Consider the following 15,837-nt stretch of genomic DNA (forward strand, 5'->3'; position numbering starts at 1 on the left):
GATGACCATGCGACTGTTCGAAACTCGCCCCGGTGACGACGGCCTGCCCGGGCCAGAGCGACGGCTGGCCGTGCTGGCCTTGGTGACCGGTACCTTGATGGCGGTCATGGATACCACCATGATCAATCTGGCGTTACCGACGATTTCCGCCGACCTGGATATCCCGGCGTCTCGGGCCGTCTGGATCACCAACCTGTTTCAAGTGGTATGCGCCGCCTTTTTGCTGGTGTTTGCCGGTATCAGCGAGCTGGTCACACGGCGGCGACTGTATCTGTTCGGCATTGGCCTGTTCATGGCCGCCTCGCTGGGGGCAGCGTTATCCCGCCAGTGGGAGTCATTGCTGGTGTTTCGCGCCTTGCAAGGGCTGGGCGCTGCCGCCACTCTCTCCATAGGGCCATCGCTCTATCGAGCCATCTTCCCGTCGCGGCTGTTGGGCAGCGCGCTCGGTTTGAGTGCGCTGGTGGTGGCCGGGGGCTACGCGGCAGGCCCGACCTTGAGTGGCGTCATCCTGTCGTTCGCCGATTGGCCTTGGCTGTTTGCACTGAACGTGCCCCTGGGGCTCTGCTCGCTCTGGCTGGCGGGCCGGGCTTTGCCACGCGACATTCCCCGGCAGGGTGCCTTCGATACCCTGGGTGCGCTCTACTCCATGCTGATGCTGGCCAGCTTCTTCGTGGCCATGGACGCCGTCGGGCATGCTGCGCCCCTGTGGCAAAGTGGGGGCTGGGCATTGCTGGCCGTACTGGCTTGCGGGCTGTTTATCCGCCGTCAGCGGCACGCTCCTTACCCGCTGCTGCCGCTGAGCGTCTTTGCCGAAAAGCGTTTTACCCTGGCCGTGTCGGCTTCTGGACTGGCGTTTATCGGCCAAGGGCTGACCTTCGTGGCGCTGTCGTTTTTCTATCAGGAGCAGATGGGCTTTTCACCGCTGGAAACGGCCTGGCTGTTCACCCCGTGGCCGCTGGCCATCATGCTGGTGGGGCCGCTGGCGGGCAGGTTGGCAGACCGTATCAATCCTAGCCTGCTGTCGAGCACGGGCCTGGTGCTGCTGATCATCGGGCTGGTGGCGCTGGCGCAGGTCGATGAAGGCACTGGCGTGGCGGGAAGCCTGTGGCGCACGGCGCTGTGCGGCATCGGTTTTGGCCTGTTTCAGCCCCCCAACAACCGTGAAATGATGGGCAGCCTGCCGCCGGAGCGTAGCGCCAATGTGTCGGGGGTCATGAGCACCATGCGCACGGTCGGGCAGTCTTTCGGGGTGGCCCTGGTGGGGGCTGCCCTGGCGCTAGGGGCGCCCGTTCAGCTGACCCTTTGGCTGGGAGCGGCCACCACGCTTCTGGCGCTGCTGGCCAGCCTGTCGCGTATTCGCGTGGCGCAGCAGGCGTTATTGGCGCGGCGGGCATCGTCGGCTGGCAAGTAAGGGCGTACAATGGTGGCGTTGCGGACAGAAGGAGAACGCCCCATGGCGATACAGACACAGATCGAGCAGAAGTTGGCGGCGCTGACCCCTGAACTGCTCCAGGTCGAAAACGAAAGCCACATGCACAACGTGCCGGCCAACTCTGAAACGCATTTCAAGGTCACGCTGGTCAGCGACAGCTTCGAAGCCATGATGCCGGTGAAACGCCACCAGCAGATCTATGCGCTGCTGGCCGATGAGCTGTCGGGGCCGGTGCACGCCCTGGCGCTGCACCTCTACACGCCCACCGAGTGGCAGGCACGGGGCGGTGCGCGCCCCGATTCGCCCAACTGTCGTGGCGGCGAAAAGTGACACCGGAGGCCGCGCGAAGGCACTATCTGGAGGCCATGGGCATTACCGCCTGGGCCTCCCGCTATCAACTGCCCAACGCACTCCCCACGCAAGCCTGTGAATGGGAAGACGCCCCTGCCAAGGCGCCGCCGCGCGAGCGCCTGCACGCCCTGCTGGACGATGCTCCGCCCCCGCGCCCACGGCCCGCTGCGGCAGAGGCCAGCGCTCCCGCGCCTGCCAGTTCCCATGCCGCCCCCCAGGCGGTGCGCGCGCTGCTGGGTGGCCAACCGGTCGAAGCGCCCGCGCCTCAAGCGTCAGACGATGCCGTACCCGAGACCCCCAAGGCAGTGGCCAAACCGCTGGAGTTCAGCCTGTCCTGCGTCTGTCTCGGTGGCCGCTGGCTCAGCCTGTGCGAAGGCGACATGTCGCCTCCCGAGCAGCAGCTGTTGGCCAATATGCTGCGTGCGGCGGGCCTTTTGAAAGGCGAGCTGCCATCGGTGGTCACTTTCAAATGGCCGCCGATGGCCACCGCATTTACCCCAGAGGACCCGTTGGAAGAAGCCCAGGAGGGGCTGGCTGCCTTCGTCTCCGGCGCGGCCAGCCGTCAGGGCTGGGCGTTGGAAAACGTGCTCTGGTGGGGCGCGAGCGATGCCGCCGAGGCATCGGCCATGGCGCAGGTGATGGCCCTGACCGCTGGGCGTAGCCGCAGCTTGTCCTTGCCGGTATGGGAGGCGCCAGGGTTGTCGGCACTGATGCAGCAGGCCGGGGCCAAACGTGCCCTGTGGCCACGGTTGGTGGCATTGGGGCAGCAGTGGAGCCCGCATGATCACTCGGCTTGACGGCCAGCACGCCGAAGGAGTGTGCTCGCTCGAAGCGCAGGCGCGCAGCGGAGCAAGTCGCGCTCAGTTGCTGGCAGCGCTGCAGGGCGAGCAAGCCTGGGTAGCAGGGTATTGGCAAGAGGACGTTCTGCTGGGCTATGCGCTGCTGGTCAGGCTGCCCTTCGATGCCGAGTTGCAGGCCATTGGCGTAAGCCCTGAGGCACAGGGGCAAGGAGTGGGGAGGCAGCTGCTGGACGCCTGCGTGGCCGTTGCCAGGCAGTGGTCATCCGAGCGGCTATTGCTGGAAGTGCGCGCTGGCAACCAGCGGGCCATCGCGCTTTATCGTCGGGCGGGGTTCGCACAGGATGGGTGCCGTAAAGGCTACTACCCGGCCGCTGAAGGGGCGACCGGGCGAGAAGATGCGCTGCTGATGTCGCGGTCGTTGCTTTAAGAGGCGCTGCCCCCTTCGATACCGTCGAACTTGCTGAGGACACCCTGCAGGCGACGTTCCCACTCTTCGCGCTCCTGCTTCAGCTGGCTGTTTTCATTGCGAAGCTCTTCGTTTTCCAACTTCATCATCTCCAACGCCTCGACGGTGTCGGTGACTTTCTGCTCCAACTGATTGAAAAGCTCCAGGCTCATGCCTACCTCCGGTGACGATCGGCAGGCAGCGGCCTGCCGACATGGGAATGAAGAACGATGTCGATGCACCGAGCGTAACGCTGCAGCGAGTCGTCGGCAAGCGCTTTACGCAGGCCCGCGACGATAGAGTCGGGCAACGCTTTCACCCGCTCGGGTTTCTCTATGCAACTGCCAGTTGGCCGGGACTTCCGGGGTCAGCGTGTGCTCGGTTTCGAGATAGATCATGGCGTCGTCGGCCAGCCAGCCGCCTGCCTCCAGTTGGGCGCAGCAAGGTGCTGCCAGCCCCTGGTGGAAGGGGGGGTCGAGAAACACCAACGCCATGGGGTCGCCGGGCTGGGCGAGAAATGCCTGCGCCTCCTGGGTCACCACGTGGCCCTTGAGGGTGCCCAGAGTGGCCAGATTGTTGCCGATGAGTGACGCCACCGCCGGGGTGCGCTCGACGAAGGTCACGGCAGCCGCCCCCCTGGAGAGCGCTTCGATACCCAGCGCACCGGTGCCTGCGAACAGGTCGAGGACGCGCTGGCCGTAAAGCGCCTGGCCCAGCCAGTTGAACAGGGTTTCACGCACCCGGTCCGGCGTGGGGCGCAGCCCCGGCTGGTCGAGTACCGGCAGCAAACGGCGGCGGTAGTCACCACCAATGATGCGCAATTTTCCCGGTGGCCGAGTCGTGCCACGGGATGCAGAGGCGCCGCGAGGCGTTGAGCGAGAGGAGCGTTGTCGTTTCATGACGCGGATTGTAGCGGGCAACTTATCCAAAGTCTTGGCCTGCGGTGGTAGGATAATCGCAATGTTCACCTATTCAGTCGGATGACCCTTATGTTCGGTTTTTTCAAACGCAAGAAAAAGCACGACTCCCAGCAGGAGCCGCAGGAAAGTCAGGATCCGTCGCTAGGCGCTGAGCCCCCCGTCAGCGCGCGTGACACACCGGCTCCCGCGGCGGAAGAGGCCGCGCCAGAGGTGCCGCCTGCCAGTGCCAAGGCGCTGAATGAGCCGCTATCTCCGCCAGCCACCGAAGAAGAGGCGCCGCTGCCCCAGGACGAAGAGCCGGTGCACAGTGAGCTTGTGGAACATACTCTGCCAGAGCCAGAGCCAGAGCCAGAGCCAGAGCCAGAGCCAGAGCCAGAGCCAGAGCCAGAGCCAGAGCCAGAGCCAGAGCCAGAGCCAGAGCCAGAGCCAGAGCCAGAGCCAGAGCCAGTCAAGCCCGCGCTACAAGAGAAGCCGGTGGCCGAGCAGGGCGAGAAAAAGGGCTGGTTTGCACGCATCAAGTCGGGGCTGGGCAAGACCCGCGCCAACCTGACCGATGGCTTGGCCGATCTGTTTCTGGGCAAGAAGCATATCGATGACGAGCTGCTGGAAGACCTGGAAACCCAGCTGTTGATGGCCGATGTGGGCATCGAAGCCACCAGCGAGATCATCGAGCGCCTGGAAGCGCGGGTGTCCCGCAAGGAGCTGAACAACCCGGAGGCGTTGTATCGCGGCTTGCAGGAAGAGCTGGCAGCGCTGCTGGGGCCGGTCTCCACGCCGCTGGATGTCCAGAGCGCCAATGGAGGTCCCTTCGTCATTCTGGTGGTGGGGGTCAACGGCGTGGGTAAAACCACCACCATCGGCAAGCTCACCCAGCGTTTTCAGCGCGAAGGCAAGAGCGTCATGCTGGCGGCGGGGGATACCTTCCGAGCGGCCGCCGTGGAGCAGTTGAAGGTCTGGGGCGAGCGCAACAGCGTTCCGGTGATTGCTCAACACACTGGCGCGGACAGCGCATCGGTGATTTACGATGCGGTGGCGGCGGCCAAGGCCCGAGGGGTGGACGTGCTGATTGCCGACACGGCCGGGCGGCTGCATAACAAGAGCCACCTGATGGAAGAGCTCAAGAAGGTGCACCGTGTCATGCAGAAGCTGGATGACACTGCACCCCACGAGGTCATGCTGGTGCTGGATGCGGGCACGGGCCAGAACGCCATCTCCCAGGCCAGCACGTTCAATGAAGCGGTGCCGATCAGTGGCATCACGCTGACCAAGCTGGACGGTACCGCCAAGGGCGGCATCATCTTCGCGCTGGCCAAACAGCTGGAGACGCCCATCCGGTTCATTGGCGTGGGTGAAGGTCTGGATGACCTGCGCCCCTTCGATGCCCACGATTTCGTCAACGCACTGTTTGACCGCCAGGGAGACGATGGCCGCGCATGATTGCCTTCGAGCATGTGGGTAAGCGCTATGGAGGGCGCTTTGATGCGCTGGCGCACCTGAACTTCCGCGTGGCCAGAGGCGAAATGGTCTTTTTGACCGGCCACTCGGGGGCGGGCAAAAGTTCGCTGCTGCGGCTCATCATGCGTCTTGAAACTCCTAGCCGGGGCCGGGTGGTGGTGGCGGGGCACGATATTGCCCAGCTGCACCCCAGTCAGGTGCCGTTCTACCGCCGCCAGATTGGCGTGGTGTTTCAGGACCACCAGCTGCTGTTCGACCGCAGCGTGTTCCACAACGTGTCGCTGCCGCTGGAAATCCAGGGCGTCGAGCCACGAGAGGCCGCCCGGCGGGTGCGTGCCGCCCTCGACAAGGTAGGCCTCTTGCATCGCGAAAAAGCGCTGCCCATCGAACTTTCTGGTGGTGAGCAGCAGCGGGTGGGCATTGCGCGGGCTGTGGTCAACAAGCCAGCCTTGCTGCTGGCGGATGAGCCCACCGGTAACCTCGACCCACAGCTGTCGGCGGATATCATGGGGCTCTTCGAGGATTTCAATCGGATTGGCACGACCATCATGATCGCCAGCCACGACCTGGCATTGATTGACCGGTTGCGTCACCGCATTCTGCGTTTGCAGGATGGTCGTCTGGTGGGTGACGAGGGAGCCTTATGAAGCGTTCGACACCTCGCCATCCTGCCACGCCGCGCCAAGGTGGCGCTGCCCCGCGAGCCAAACGCGCTGCACCCACCCCGCCTTCACCGAGCGAAGCGCCAGCACGCAAGGGCGCGCGTTCGCAGCAGACGCGTTTCAGCAGTCGCCTGCGCGCCTGGGGCAGGCACCATCGTGCCATGGCCATCGACAGCCTTTACCGGCTGGTGCGCCAGCCGCTGGGCAACCTGCTGACCATGCTGGCCATTGCGATTGCGCTGGTACTCCCGGCCGCGCTCTGGCTGACGCTGGATAGCGCTCGCCTGCTGAATACCGAGCTGGATGAAAGCGCGACGCTGACGGTCTACCTCGACGTTGCCGTGGACGAAGCGCAGGCGGCGCGCATAGAAGAGGCGGTCGTGGCAGACGAAGGCGTGGCGCAGACACGCATGATCAGCCCGGAAGAGGGCATGGCCGAATTCCAGCAGTCGCTGGGTATCGATGACACTTTGGCGGGGCTGGATGACAACCCGTTGCCCACCAGCATCGTGATCGCACCGCAAAGCGTCGACCCCGATGCCATGGCGGAGCTGGCCCATCGGCTCGAAACCCTCACTGGCGTAGACGAAGTTCGTGTCGATCTGGCCTGGGTGGAGCGGCTGCGCCATTTGGCCGAGCTGGGGCGCCGGGTGGCGCTGGCGCTGGGCGTTCTGTTCGGCTTTGGCGTCTTGCTGGTGGTGGGCAACACCATACGCCTGGCGGTGGAAAGTCGTCGCCGCGAGATCGAGGTGGTGATGCTCATGGGGGCCACCCATGCCTTTGTCAGGCGGCCATTTCTCTACAGTGGTGCCTGGTACGGCATTGGGGGAGGCGTGATTGCACTCGGGTTGCTGGGGTTGGGAAATCACTGGCTATCGCTGCCAGTGGCGGCCCTGGCAGCCAGCTATGGCGCCAGCTTCACTTTGCCGCAGCTGGATGTGACGGGCTCTACAATTCTGCTATCTTGCAGTACACTATTGGGCTGGTTAGGAGCATGGCTGGCAGTGACCCGCCACCTTTCCAGTATCCGCCCGCGCTAGGTTCGCAGCGCAGGACATCGGGCAGTCACGGTCATGTCATCTCAGGTTAATGGACCAGTGACAAGCTTGAAAGAGGTGCTACCGCTGATGAACTGGCCTAGTGAACCTTGACGGTTGGCCAGGGTCTTATCAGTCAATTCCAGACGCGCTGGCCGAGTATCGCTTGCGCGTCGACCACGAAAGGTTTTAAGGGAGGCCATCTGCACATGAGCACTAGTCTTCTACCGGTGGGACAGCTGTCGCCAGGCAACGACCTGGGCGGCTACATTCAAGCGGTGAATGGCATCGCGGTGCTGAGCGTCGAAGAGGAGCGCGAGCTGGCGTTTCGCCTTTATGACGAAGGCGACCTGGAAGCGGCGCGTCGTCTGGTGTTGTCGCATCTGCGCTTCGTTGTCCACATCGCTCGCAGTTATTCGGGGTACGGCCTGCCCCAGGCCGACCTGATCCAGGAAGGCAACGTTGGCCTGATGAAGGCCGTCAAGCGCTTCGATCCTAACCAGGGCGTGCGCCTCGTATCCTTTGCGGTGCATTGGATCAAGGCAGAAATCCACGAGTTCGTGCTGCGCAACTGGCGTATCGTCAAGATTGCCACCACCAAGGCACAGCGCAAACTGTTCTTCAATCTGCGCAGCGCCAAGAAGCGTCTGGCCTGGTTGAACAACGACGAAGTCAACGCCATCGCCAAGGACCTGGACGTCAAGCCGGAAATTGTGCGTGACATGGAAGGCCGCTTGTCGGCGTTCGACGCTGGCTACGACGCAGCGCCCGGCGATGACGACGAGAGCGCTTATCAGGCACCTGCCTACTTCCTCGACGACGCTTCGGCAGACCCGGCGACGCAGCTGGAAGATAGCGACTTCGAAGAGGATTCGACGCGCCGCCTTCAGCTGGCCTTGCAGGCACTGGATGACCGCTCTCGGGATATCCTCCAGCGCCGCTGGCTGACCGATGACAAAGCCACGTTACATGACCTGGCCGATGTCTACGGGGTGAGCGCCGAGCGTATTCGCCAGCTCGAAAAGAACGCCATGAAAAAGCTTCGTCAGAAAATGGGTGATACCGCTATCGCTGCATGATGAAAGGTGCTCGGGTGGCGCTGCTGCCTAATGTCACTGTCCTATGCTGAAAAGCCCATGCTGAAAAGCCCGAGCCCGAAAGGGGTCGGGCTTTTTTGCTTGGTGCAGGTTGCCTGATACGGCAACGCCCGCGACTATTTCTGCACCTTTGCTGTTTTTCTGTCGGGTTTTCCTGCTAGATTCCCCTTTGGGCATCGGGCCCCGAAGGCGGAGAGACAAGGATGGGCAAGGTTCATTTCATTGGTGGTGAAAAGGGCGGTGTAGGCAAGTCAATGACGGCGCGGGTATTGGCGCAGTACTACATCGATCATCAGTGGCCCTTTCTGGGCTTTGACTGTGATGCCTCCCACGGGACGTTTTCACGCTTTTATCAGGACTACGCCTCTGCCGTCGTGGTGGGTGACGATGACAGCCTGGACGGCATGCTCTCTGCCGTGGAAGAGCACCCCGAGCGTGACCTGATCATCGACCTGGCGGCTCAGTCGGCGCAGTCGATCAATCGCTGGGTCGAGGAGACCGATGTCTTTGGTCTGCTCAATGAGCTCGGCATGCAAGTGGTCTGGTGGCATGTGATGGACGATGGCGCAGACTCGGTGACACTGCTGGAGCAGGTGCTGGACCGCTATCAGGGGCAGCCGGTCAGTATCGTCGTGGTGCAGAACCTGGGACGCGGCGACAGCTTCGAGCGCTTCCAGCAGTCCAAGGTGTATCAGCAGGCCGTGGCACAAGAAGCTGCGGTGATCGAATTGCCACGGCTGCATACCAAGCTGACCCAAAAGATCGACTTCAACAACAGCAGCTTTTGGGCGGTGGCCAATGACCGCAGCCTGATGAACATCGCCGAACGCCAGCGCATGAAGGTGTGGTTGCGCAAGTCCTACGAGCAGCTCGAGAAGCTGAAGTCGCAGCTTGAAACCATTGACAACGGCTAGCAAGCACGCTTGACGCGTGATAGACTACGCCATCCTCTCAGACAAGACCCGTGAACGGGCAGCGAAATGACTGCTCGTTACACTATTTGGCAGAATTGAAAGTGCTGCCAAATCAATCGGTTGTTGTGGAAAGATCCGTACGGAAATGTCGTGCCGAGGCAATTGCCAGCCGACAGACACATAGTTAATCCGTTGCCGTTGATGGGCAACCTTTATTCTCCAAGGAGATACCTGTGGCGAACAGCAAGCAAGCACGCAAGCGCGCCCGCCAGGCCGAGACTCGTCGCGTCCTGAAATCCAGCCAGCGCAGCATGGTCCGCACTTACATCAAGCGCGTGATCAAGGCGATCAACACTGGCGATCATGGCAAGGCCATGGAAGAGTTCAAGGTCATGCAGCCGGTCGTCGACCGCATTGCTGACAAGGACGTGCTTTCCAAGAAGAAAGCAGCGCGCCTGAAAAGCCGCTTGAACAAGCGCATCAAGGCTCTGGCGGCGTAAGCCGGCAGTCGCCCTAAAAACCGGCTGCGGCCGGTTTTTTTGTGTCCAAACGTTGCCCGTGCTGCTTGAGTCCCCCCCTTTTCTCAGTATGGAACCAGTGATGAGTGCGAAGACACCGCCGCAAGCCAATATGTCACCGCCGCGCCGAGGGCTGATGCGCTCTGGGTTGGTGGTGAGCGCCATGACCATGATCTCGCGGGTCATGGGGCTGGTGCGCGATGTGGTGGTTGCCACCTTTCTGGGGGCGGGCAACGGGTCCGACGCCTTCTTCGTGGCGTTCAAGATTCCCAATTTCATGCGCCGACTGTTCGCCGAAGGGGCCTTCAATCAGGCCTTCGTGCCGGTGTTGTCGGAGTACTCGACCCAGCGCAGCAAGCAGGAAATTCGTGAGCTGCTCAATGCGGTGGCGGGCAGCCTGACCGCCATCCTGGCGCTGATCACGGCGTTTGCCATGCTCGGTGCGCCCTGGCTGGTATGGCTGTTTGCGCCAGGCTTTGGGCGTGACCCCGACAAGCTGGCCATGACCGCCGACATGCTGCGCTTGACCTTTCCCTACCTGCTGCTGATTTCCTTGACGGCCTTTTCCGGCAGTGTTCTGAACACCTGGAACCGTTTTGCCGTTCCTGCGTTTACGCCAGTGTTGCTCAATCTTTCGTTGATCGGGGCGGCGCTGTTTTTAATGCCCCTGATGGAAGAGCCAGCCATGGCGCTGGCCTGGGGGGTGCTGATTGCCGGTGCTGCCCAGCTCGCCTTTCAGGTGCCGTTTTTGCTGCGCCTGGGGCTATTGCCAACGCCATGGCCCAACTTCGCCCATGATGGCGTCAAGCGTATTCTCAAGCTGATGGCCCCGGCGCTGTTTGGTGTATCGGTGTCGCAGATCAACCTGTTGCTGGATACGATATTGGCGTCGCTGCTGGTGGCCGGTAGTGTCTCCTGGCTCTATTACTCGGACCGTTTGGTGGAGCTGCCGCTGGGCGTGTTTGGGGTGGCGATTGGTACCATCATCCTGCCCGCACTTTCCAAGCGCCACGCTGAGCAGTCCAGCGAGCATTTCGCTGCCATGCTGGACTGGGCCATTCGCGTGGTGCTGTTGCTGGGTGTGCCTGCTGCGCTGGCGCTGGCGGTGCTGGCCGAGCCTTTCCTGATCACGCTGTTCCACTATGGAGCGATGACCGAGGTAGACATTCAGATGGCGGCCATGAGTCTGCGCGCCTATGCGTTCGGTCTGGTAGCCTTCATGCTGATCAAGGTGCTGGCCCCGGGCTTCTTTGCCCGCCAGGACACCAAAACCCCCGTGAAGGTCGGGATTGTCGCCATGGTCGCCAACATGCTGCTCAATTTGCTGCTGATCTGGCCGCTGGCGCACGCAGGGCTGGCGCTGGCCACGGCGCTGTCGGCGTTCCTGAACGCGGGGTTGCTGGGCTATCTGTTGTATCGTCAGGGCGTGCTGGTGTTTCAGCACGGCTGGGGTCGTTACGCGGTGCAGCTGGGAGGGGGCAGCCTGCTGATGGGGGCGGCGCTCTATTTTGTGTCGCCCCACTGGCAGGTGTGGCTGGAGTTCGACATGTGGCAGCGGATTCGCTGGGTGTCCGGACTGGTCGTGCTTGGCGGTGGACTCTACTTCCTGTGGCTGACGGCGCTGGGGCTGCGCCCACGGCATTTCAGGATGAATAGCTAACGGCTGCGGCAGGGCGCTTTTGGCAGGGGCGTTGGGCAAGATGGCCCGATGGCAATCTTGACCTGCACCAGGCCAGCACGTTCGTTATAATCAAACGCTTTCAAGACGGCAGAGGTGCCATGCACGTCATTCGAGGTCTGCACAATCTGACACCCTCTCAGCGTGGCTGCGTGGCGACCATCGGTAATTTTGATGGCGTGCATCGCGGCCATCAGGCGATCCTGCAGCAGTGCCGAGAGCACGCGGCCCGCCTGGGAGTGCCCTTGACCGTGGTGGTCTTCGAACCGCAGCCACGGGAGTTCTTTGCGGGTGATCAGGCGCCGCCTCGGCTGACGCGGCTGCGGGAAAAAGTGCGCTTGCTGCGCGACCACGGCGCGGAACAGGTGCTTTGCCTGCCGTTCAACGACGCCTTGCGCAGCCTGACCGGCCGCCAGTTCATCGACCAGGTGTTGATCCAGGGGTTGAACGTCCGCCATCTGGTGGTGGGGGATGATTTCCGGTTTGGCTGTGATCGCCAGGGCGATTTCGAGCTGCTGGAAGCCGTGGGCAGTCACCATGGGTTTGGCGTCGAAAATACCCACACCTTCACGGTGGCAGGGGAGCGTGTGTCGAGCACCCGGGTGCGTACCTTGCTGGCCAGCGGCAATTTCGAGGTGGCGGCGCGCCTGCTGGGCAGGGCCTATTCGCTGCATGGCCGCGTGGTGCGCGATCAGCAGTTGGGGCGCACCATCGGTGTGCCCACGGCCAATTTGCCGCTGCTGCCCCAGCCGCTGACGCTGCGTGGCGTGTTTGCCGTGGTGGCCGAGCTGCCGAACGGTGCTCGCCTGCCCGCCGTGGCCAACGTCGGTTTTCGGCCCACCGTGGGGGCCAAACGGCCCACCCTCGAAGTGCATCTGCTGGACTTTTCCGGCGACCTGTATGGTCAGCGGCTGACGGTTTACCCCTGTGCTCGGCTGCGCGGGGAAGTGAAGTTCGACGATTTCGACGCGCTGAAGGCGCAGATTCAACATGACCAGGCCAGGGCACGTCGCTATTTTGCGGCGGCTGAGGCTGGCGTAGCACTTACTCTTCCGCTGGCCTCGGCCCCGCTTGGGCGTGAGACCGCTTCTTCTGATTTCACTTCGGCGGATGACGCCGCCGATACTAACGACGGCTGACCGGACTATGGACTATAAGCACACGCTAAACCTGCCAGAAACCGACTTTCCTATGCGCGGCATGCTGCCGAAGCAGGAGCCAGGGCGTGTTTCCCAGTGGCAGGATATGAACCTGTACCAGCGCCTGCGCGAAGCCCGTGCGGGTGCGCCGCTGTTTGTACTGCACGATGGCCCTCCCTACGCCAACGGCAGTATCCATATCGGTCACGCCGTCAACAAGATTCTCAAGGACATCATCGTCAAGTCCAAGAACCTGGCGGGCTTCGATGCACCCTACGTGCCCGGCTGGGACTGCCACGGCCTGCCTATCGAGCACAAGGTCGAGACCACCCATGGCAAGCACCTGGCGGCAGACAAGGCCCGTGAGCTGTGCCGTGAGTACGCTGGTGCCCAGATCGAAACCCAACTGGTGGACTTTGTGCGCCTGGGTGTCATCGGGGACTGGGATCACCCCTACCGCTCCATGGATTACGCCAACGAGGCGGGCGAGATCCGCGCCCTGGCCGATATGGTCGACGCGGGCTACGTTTTCAAAGGGCTGAAACCGGTGAACTGGTGCTTCGACTGCGGCTCGGCGCTGGCCGAAGCGGAAGTCGAGTACGCTGACAAGAAGTCCGATGCCATCGACGTGGCCTTCCCCGTGGAAGATGCCGACAAGCTGGCAGCGGCGTTCGGTCTGAGCGAGCTGGCCAAGCCTGCGGCGGTGGTCATCTGGACCACCACGCCCTGGACCATTCCCGCCAACCAGGCGCTGAACGTTCACCCCGACTTCACCTACGCGCTGGTGGATACCGGCGAGCGGTTGCTGCTGCTGGCCGAAGAGCTGGTCGAGAGCTGCCTGGAGCGTTTTGGCTTGCAAGGTGAAGTGGTGGCGACGACCCAGGGCAAAACCCTGGATCTGATCAATTTCCGCCATCCGTTCTACGAGCGTCTCTCGCCGGTCTATCTGGCGGACTATGTGGAGTCCGAAGTCGGCAGCACCGGTATCGTTCACTCGGCTCCCTCCTACGGGGTGGACGACTTCAACACCTGCCGCGCTTACGGCATGAGCTTTGACGACATGCTCAACCCGGTTCAGGGTAACGGTGTCTATATCGACGACCTGCCTTTCTTTGGCGGTCAGATGATCTGGAAAGCCAACCCGAACATCATCGACAAGCTGCGTGACGTGAACGCGCTGATGGCCCACACGCCTATTAAGCACAGCTACATGCACTGCTGGCGTCATAAAACGCCGGTCATCTACCGCGCCACGGCCCAGTGGTTCGTCGGCATGGATATCAAAGGCAAGGATGGCAAGACCCTGCGCGAGCGGGCGCTGGCCGGTATCGAGGCCACCGAGTTCACCCCTGCCTGGGGGCAGGCGCGCCTGCACAGCATGATCGCCCACCGTCCGGACTGGTGTATCTCCCGCCAGCGTAACTGGGGCGTGCCGATTCCGTTCTTCCTGCATAAGCAAACCGGTGAGCTGCACCCCAACACCGTGTCGCTGATGGAAGAGGCCGCCAAGCGCGTGGAGCAAGAGGGCATCGAGGCGTGGTTCAAGCTGGAACCCTCCGAGTTGCTGGGCGCGGAAGCCGCCGACTACGAGAAAGTCACCGACACGCTGGACGTGTGGTTCGACTCGGGCACCACCCACCGCCACGTGCTGCGCGGCTCGCACCCCCATGGCCATGAGAGTGGCCCACGGGCAGACCTTTACCTGGAAGGCTCGGACCAGCACCGGGGTTGGTTCCACTCCTCGCTGCTGACCGGCGCGGCCATCGATGGGCATGCGCCTTACCGGCAGCTGCTGACCCACGGCTTCACCGTCGATGCCCAGGGGCGCAAGATGTCCAAGTCCATCGGTAACGTGGTGGCCCCGCAAAGCGTGATGGACAAGCTGGGGGCGGACATTCTGCGCTTGTGGGTCGCCTCGACGGACTACTCCGGCGAGATGGCCGTCTCCGACGAAATCCTCAAGCGTACGGCCGACGTCTACCGCCGTATTCGCAACACGGCCCGCTTCCTGCTGTCCAACCTGAGCGGTTTTGACCCTGCTCGGGATCAGGTGGCGTTCGGCGATATGCTGGCGCTGGACCAGTGGGTAGTGGACCGCGCTGCTCAGCTGCAGGGCCGTATCGAAAAAGCCTATGAAGAGTACCGCTTCCTGGATGTCTACCAGCAGGTACACGGTTTCTGCGCACGGGAGCTGGGTGGTTTCTACCTGGATGTCATCAAGGACCGCCAGTACACCACGCAAACCGACTCGCTGGCCCGTCGCAGTGCGCAAACCGCGCTGTATCACGTGGTGGAAGCGTTGAGCCGCTGGGTGGCCCCGATTCTGTCGTTCACCGCCGAAGAGATTTTCGAGCATATCCCCGGCCAGCGTGGCGACAGCGTGCTGCTGGAGACCTACTACACAGGCCTCTCCACGCTGGATGAGGGTGCCGAGATGGGTCGGGCGTTCTGGGAGCAGGTGCTGGAAGTGAAGCACTCGGTGAACAAGTGCCTGGAAGATGCCCGTAACGCCAAAGTGATCAAGGGCAGCCTGGCGGCGGAAGTCACGCTTTACGTGAACGACGAACTGCACACGGCGCTGGCCAAGCTGGGCGACGAGCTGCGTTTTGTGATGCTCACCAGTGAAGTGCATCTGGCACCGCTGGCTGATGCGGCCGGTGCCGAAAGTACCGAGCTTGAGGGTTTGAAGGTAGCCGTCAACGCCAGTGAGCATGCCAAGTGCGAGCGCTGCTGGCACCACCGCGCCGATGTGGGCAGTTTTGCCGCCCATCCGGACCTGTGTGGCCGCTGTGTGAGCAACTTGCCCGAAGGCAGTGGAGAGGTTCGTTACTATGCCTAACACCGTGAGCGGCACGGAAGCGTCGACCCACCAGCGTCCGCCCATGCGGCGGCCGCTGCGCTGGCTATGGCTGGCGGTGGCGGTGATCGTGCTGGATTTGCTGACCAAATACGCCGCCAGCCATTTTTTGAGTTATGCACAGCCGGTTGAAGTGCTGCCGTTTTTCAACCTGACCCTGCTGCACAATACTGGCGCGGCCTTCAGCCTCCTGGCTGACCATCCTGGCTGGCAGCGCTGGTTCTTTGCCACGGTGGCCATTGGCGCCAGCATAGGGCTGACCGTGTGGCTGTCGCGCATTCGTGCAGATGAGAAGCTGCTCGCTATCGCCTTGCCGCTCATTATCGGTGGGGCGCTGGGTAACCTATACGACCGCTTAATTCATGGCTATGTGGTGGATTTTCTCTCTTTCCATGCGGCGGGCTGGTATTACCCTGCCTTTAACGTGGCGGATATCGGCATTACCCTAGGGGCCGTGGGCTTAATTTGGGAGTCGATTATGGGCGAGCGTCGCCGCCAAAAAGCCGCGCACTCTTCATCTTCTTAACATGCC

At 62.5% G+C, this 15,837-nt stretch carries 16 protein-coding genes; 14 read left to right on the plus strand and 2 right to left on the minus strand.

Annotated elements, in window-relative coordinates; genetic code table 11:
* The first annotated feature begins 7 nt into the window (after nucleotides 1-7).
* The 4 genes from RVM26_RS18250 to rimI are packed head-to-tail and all read left to right on the plus strand — an operon-like array spanning nucleotide 8 to nucleotide 3,010.
* A complete protein-coding gene (locus RVM26_RS18250; RefSeq protein ID WP_498940033.1) occupies nucleotides 8-1,411 on the plus strand; it encodes an MFS transporter in 1,404 nt (467 codons plus the stop codon).
* A gap of 42 nt (nucleotides 1,412-1,453) precedes the next feature.
* Nucleotides 1,454-1,762: a BolA family protein gene (locus RVM26_RS18255; protein WP_039183366.1), complete on the plus strand. Its 309-nt coding sequence runs from the start codon at nucleotides 1,454-1,456 to the stop codon at nucleotides 1,760-1,762.
* Entirely contained in the window at nucleotides 1,759-2,580 is an 822-nt protein-coding gene (locus RVM26_RS18260) for a hypothetical protein (RefSeq protein WP_498940035.1), read from the plus strand. Before RVM26_RS18255 ends, RVM26_RS18260 begins: the two co-directional genes overlap by 4 nt.
* Complete coding sequence (rimI, locus tag RVM26_RS18265) at nucleotides 2,564-3,010, plus strand: ribosomal protein S18-alanine N-acetyltransferase (RefSeq protein WP_287808014.1); 447 nt, start codon at nucleotides 2,564-2,566, stop codon at nucleotides 3,008-3,010. Before RVM26_RS18260 ends, rimI begins: the two co-directional genes overlap by 17 nt.
* Here rimI and RVM26_RS18270 read toward each other — a convergent pair.
* Both RVM26_RS18270 and rsmD read right to left on the minus strand, forming a co-directional pair.
* A complete protein-coding gene (locus tag RVM26_RS18270; protein ID WP_016916017.1) occupies nucleotides 3,007-3,201 on the minus strand; it encodes a cell division protein ZapB in 195 nt (64 codons plus the stop codon). The two genes, rimI and RVM26_RS18270, sit on opposite strands and share 4 nt — an antisense overlap.
* A gap of 105 nt (nucleotides 3,202-3,306) precedes the next feature.
* Nucleotides 3,307-3,927, minus strand: a complete 621-nt coding sequence (gene rsmD, locus RVM26_RS18275) for a 16S rRNA (guanine(966)-N(2))-methyltransferase RsmD (RefSeq protein WP_287808010.1) — start codon at nucleotides 3,925-3,927, stop codon at nucleotides 3,307-3,309.
* 90 nt (nucleotides 3,928-4,017) lie between these two features.
* Here rsmD and ftsY point away from each other — a divergent pair, with 90 nt between their 5' ends.
* The 10 genes from ftsY to lspA all read left to right on the plus strand — a co-directional run bounded on the left by ftsY (nucleotide 4,018) and on the right by lspA (nucleotide 15,831).
* A complete protein-coding gene (ftsY, locus tag RVM26_RS18280) occupies nucleotides 4,018-5,385 on the plus strand; it encodes a signal recognition particle-docking protein FtsY (RefSeq protein ID WP_498940038.1) in 1,368 nt (455 codons plus the stop codon).
* Nucleotides 5,382-6,050: a cell division ATP-binding protein FtsE gene (ftsE, locus tag RVM26_RS18285; protein ID WP_498940040.1), complete on the plus strand. Its 669-nt coding sequence runs from the start codon at nucleotides 5,382-5,384 to the stop codon at nucleotides 6,048-6,050. The genes ftsY and ftsE overlap by 4 nt, the downstream gene beginning before the upstream one ends.
* A complete protein-coding gene (gene ftsX / locus RVM26_RS18290) occupies nucleotides 6,047-7,105 on the plus strand; it encodes a permease-like cell division protein FtsX (RefSeq protein WP_039182312.1) in 1,059 nt (352 codons plus the stop codon). Before ftsE ends, ftsX begins: the two co-directional genes overlap by 4 nt.
* Nucleotides 7,106-7,311: 206 nt before the next feature.
* The gene (rpoH, locus tag RVM26_RS18295) at nucleotides 7,312-8,181 is read left to right on the plus strand and encodes an RNA polymerase sigma factor RpoH (RefSeq protein ID WP_039182315.1); all 870 of its coding nucleotides are present in this window, start codon (nucleotides 7,312-7,314) and stop codon (nucleotides 8,179-8,181) included.
* Between the two features lie 221 nt (nucleotides 8,182-8,402).
* Nucleotides 8,403-9,113 carry a P-loop NTPase family protein gene (locus RVM26_RS18300; RefSeq protein WP_498940043.1) on the plus strand — a complete coding sequence of 237 codons (711 nt, stop codon included), beginning with the start codon at nucleotides 8,403-8,405 and terminating at the stop codon, nucleotides 9,111-9,113.
* A gap of 233 nt (nucleotides 9,114-9,346) precedes the next feature.
* Complete coding sequence (gene rpsT, locus RVM26_RS18305; RefSeq protein WP_016916025.1) at nucleotides 9,347-9,613, plus strand: 30S ribosomal protein S20; 267 nt, start codon at nucleotides 9,347-9,349, stop codon at nucleotides 9,611-9,613.
* Between the two features lie 100 nt (nucleotides 9,614-9,713).
* Nucleotides 9,714-11,291 carry a murein biosynthesis integral membrane protein MurJ gene (gene murJ / locus RVM26_RS18310; RefSeq protein WP_287808003.1) on the plus strand — a complete coding sequence of 526 codons (1,578 nt, stop codon included), beginning with the start codon at nucleotides 9,714-9,716 and terminating at the stop codon, nucleotides 11,289-11,291.
* Nucleotides 11,292-11,410: 119 nt separating this feature from the next.
* The gene (gene ribF / locus RVM26_RS18315; protein ID WP_498940046.1) at nucleotides 11,411-12,448 is read left to right on the plus strand and encodes a bifunctional riboflavin kinase/FMN adenylyltransferase; all 1,038 of its coding nucleotides are present in this window, start codon (nucleotides 11,411-11,413) and stop codon (nucleotides 12,446-12,448) included.
* 7 nt (nucleotides 12,449-12,455) lie between these two features.
* Nucleotides 12,456-15,287, plus strand: a complete 2,832-nt coding sequence (gene ileS, locus RVM26_RS18320) for an isoleucine--tRNA ligase (RefSeq protein ID WP_498940048.1) — start codon at nucleotides 12,456-12,458, stop codon at nucleotides 15,285-15,287.
* On the plus strand, nucleotides 15,280-15,831 hold the full coding sequence (gene lspA / locus RVM26_RS18325) for a signal peptidase II (RefSeq protein ID WP_498940049.1): 552 nt from the start codon (nucleotides 15,280-15,282) through the stop codon (nucleotides 15,829-15,831). Before ileS ends, lspA begins: the two co-directional genes overlap by 8 nt.
* Nucleotides 15,832-15,837 lie beyond the last annotated feature (6 nt).

It is taken from the genome of Halomonas sp. KM072 (assembly GCF_050710315.1).
GTDB classification, from domain to species: domain Bacteria; phylum Pseudomonadota; class Gammaproteobacteria; order Pseudomonadales; family Halomonadaceae; genus Vreelandella; species Vreelandella hamiltonii.

Excerpts from the sequence above, each read along its gene's own strand:
- RVM26_RS18250 (WP_498940033.1), top strand. The coding sequence starts at position 8 with ATGCGACTGTTCGAAACTCGCCCCGGTGACGACGGCCTGCCCGGGCCA.
- RVM26_RS18255 (WP_039183366.1), top strand. The coding sequence starts at position 1,454 with ATGGCGATACAGACACAGATCGAGCAGAAGTTGGCGGCGCTGACCCCT.
- rimI (WP_287808014.1), top strand. The coding sequence starts at position 2,564 with ATGATCACTCGGCTTGACGGCCAGCACGCCGAAGGAGTGTGCTCGCTC.
- RVM26_RS18270 (WP_016916017.1), bottom strand. The coding sequence starts at position 3,201 with ATGAGCCTGGAGCTTTTCAATCAGTTGGAGCAGAAAGTCACCGACACC.
- rsmD (WP_287808010.1), bottom strand. The coding sequence starts at position 3,927 with ATGAAACGACAACGCTCCTCTCGCTCAACGCCTCGCGGCGCCTCTGCA.
- ftsY (WP_498940038.1), top strand. The coding sequence starts at position 4,018 with ATGTTCGGTTTTTTCAAACGCAAGAAAAAGCACGACTCCCAGCAGGAG.
- ftsE (WP_498940040.1), top strand. The coding sequence starts at position 5,382 with ATGATTGCCTTCGAGCATGTGGGTAAGCGCTATGGAGGGCGCTTTGAT.
- ftsX (WP_039182312.1), top strand. The coding sequence starts at position 6,047 with ATGAAGCGTTCGACACCTCGCCATCCTGCCACGCCGCGCCAAGGTGGC.
- rpoH (WP_039182315.1), top strand. The coding sequence starts at position 7,312 with ATGAGCACTAGTCTTCTACCGGTGGGACAGCTGTCGCCAGGCAACGAC.
- RVM26_RS18300 (WP_498940043.1), top strand. The coding sequence starts at position 8,403 with ATGGGCAAGGTTCATTTCATTGGTGGTGAAAAGGGCGGTGTAGGCAAG.
- murJ (WP_287808003.1), top strand. The coding sequence starts at position 9,714 with ATGAGTGCGAAGACACCGCCGCAAGCCAATATGTCACCGCCGCGCCGA.
- ribF (WP_498940046.1), top strand. The coding sequence starts at position 11,411 with ATGCACGTCATTCGAGGTCTGCACAATCTGACACCCTCTCAGCGTGGC.
- ileS (WP_498940048.1), top strand. The coding sequence starts at position 12,456 with ATGGACTATAAGCACACGCTAAACCTGCCAGAAACCGACTTTCCTATG.
- lspA (WP_498940049.1), top strand. The coding sequence starts at position 15,280 with ATGCCTAACACCGTGAGCGGCACGGAAGCGTCGACCCACCAGCGTCCG.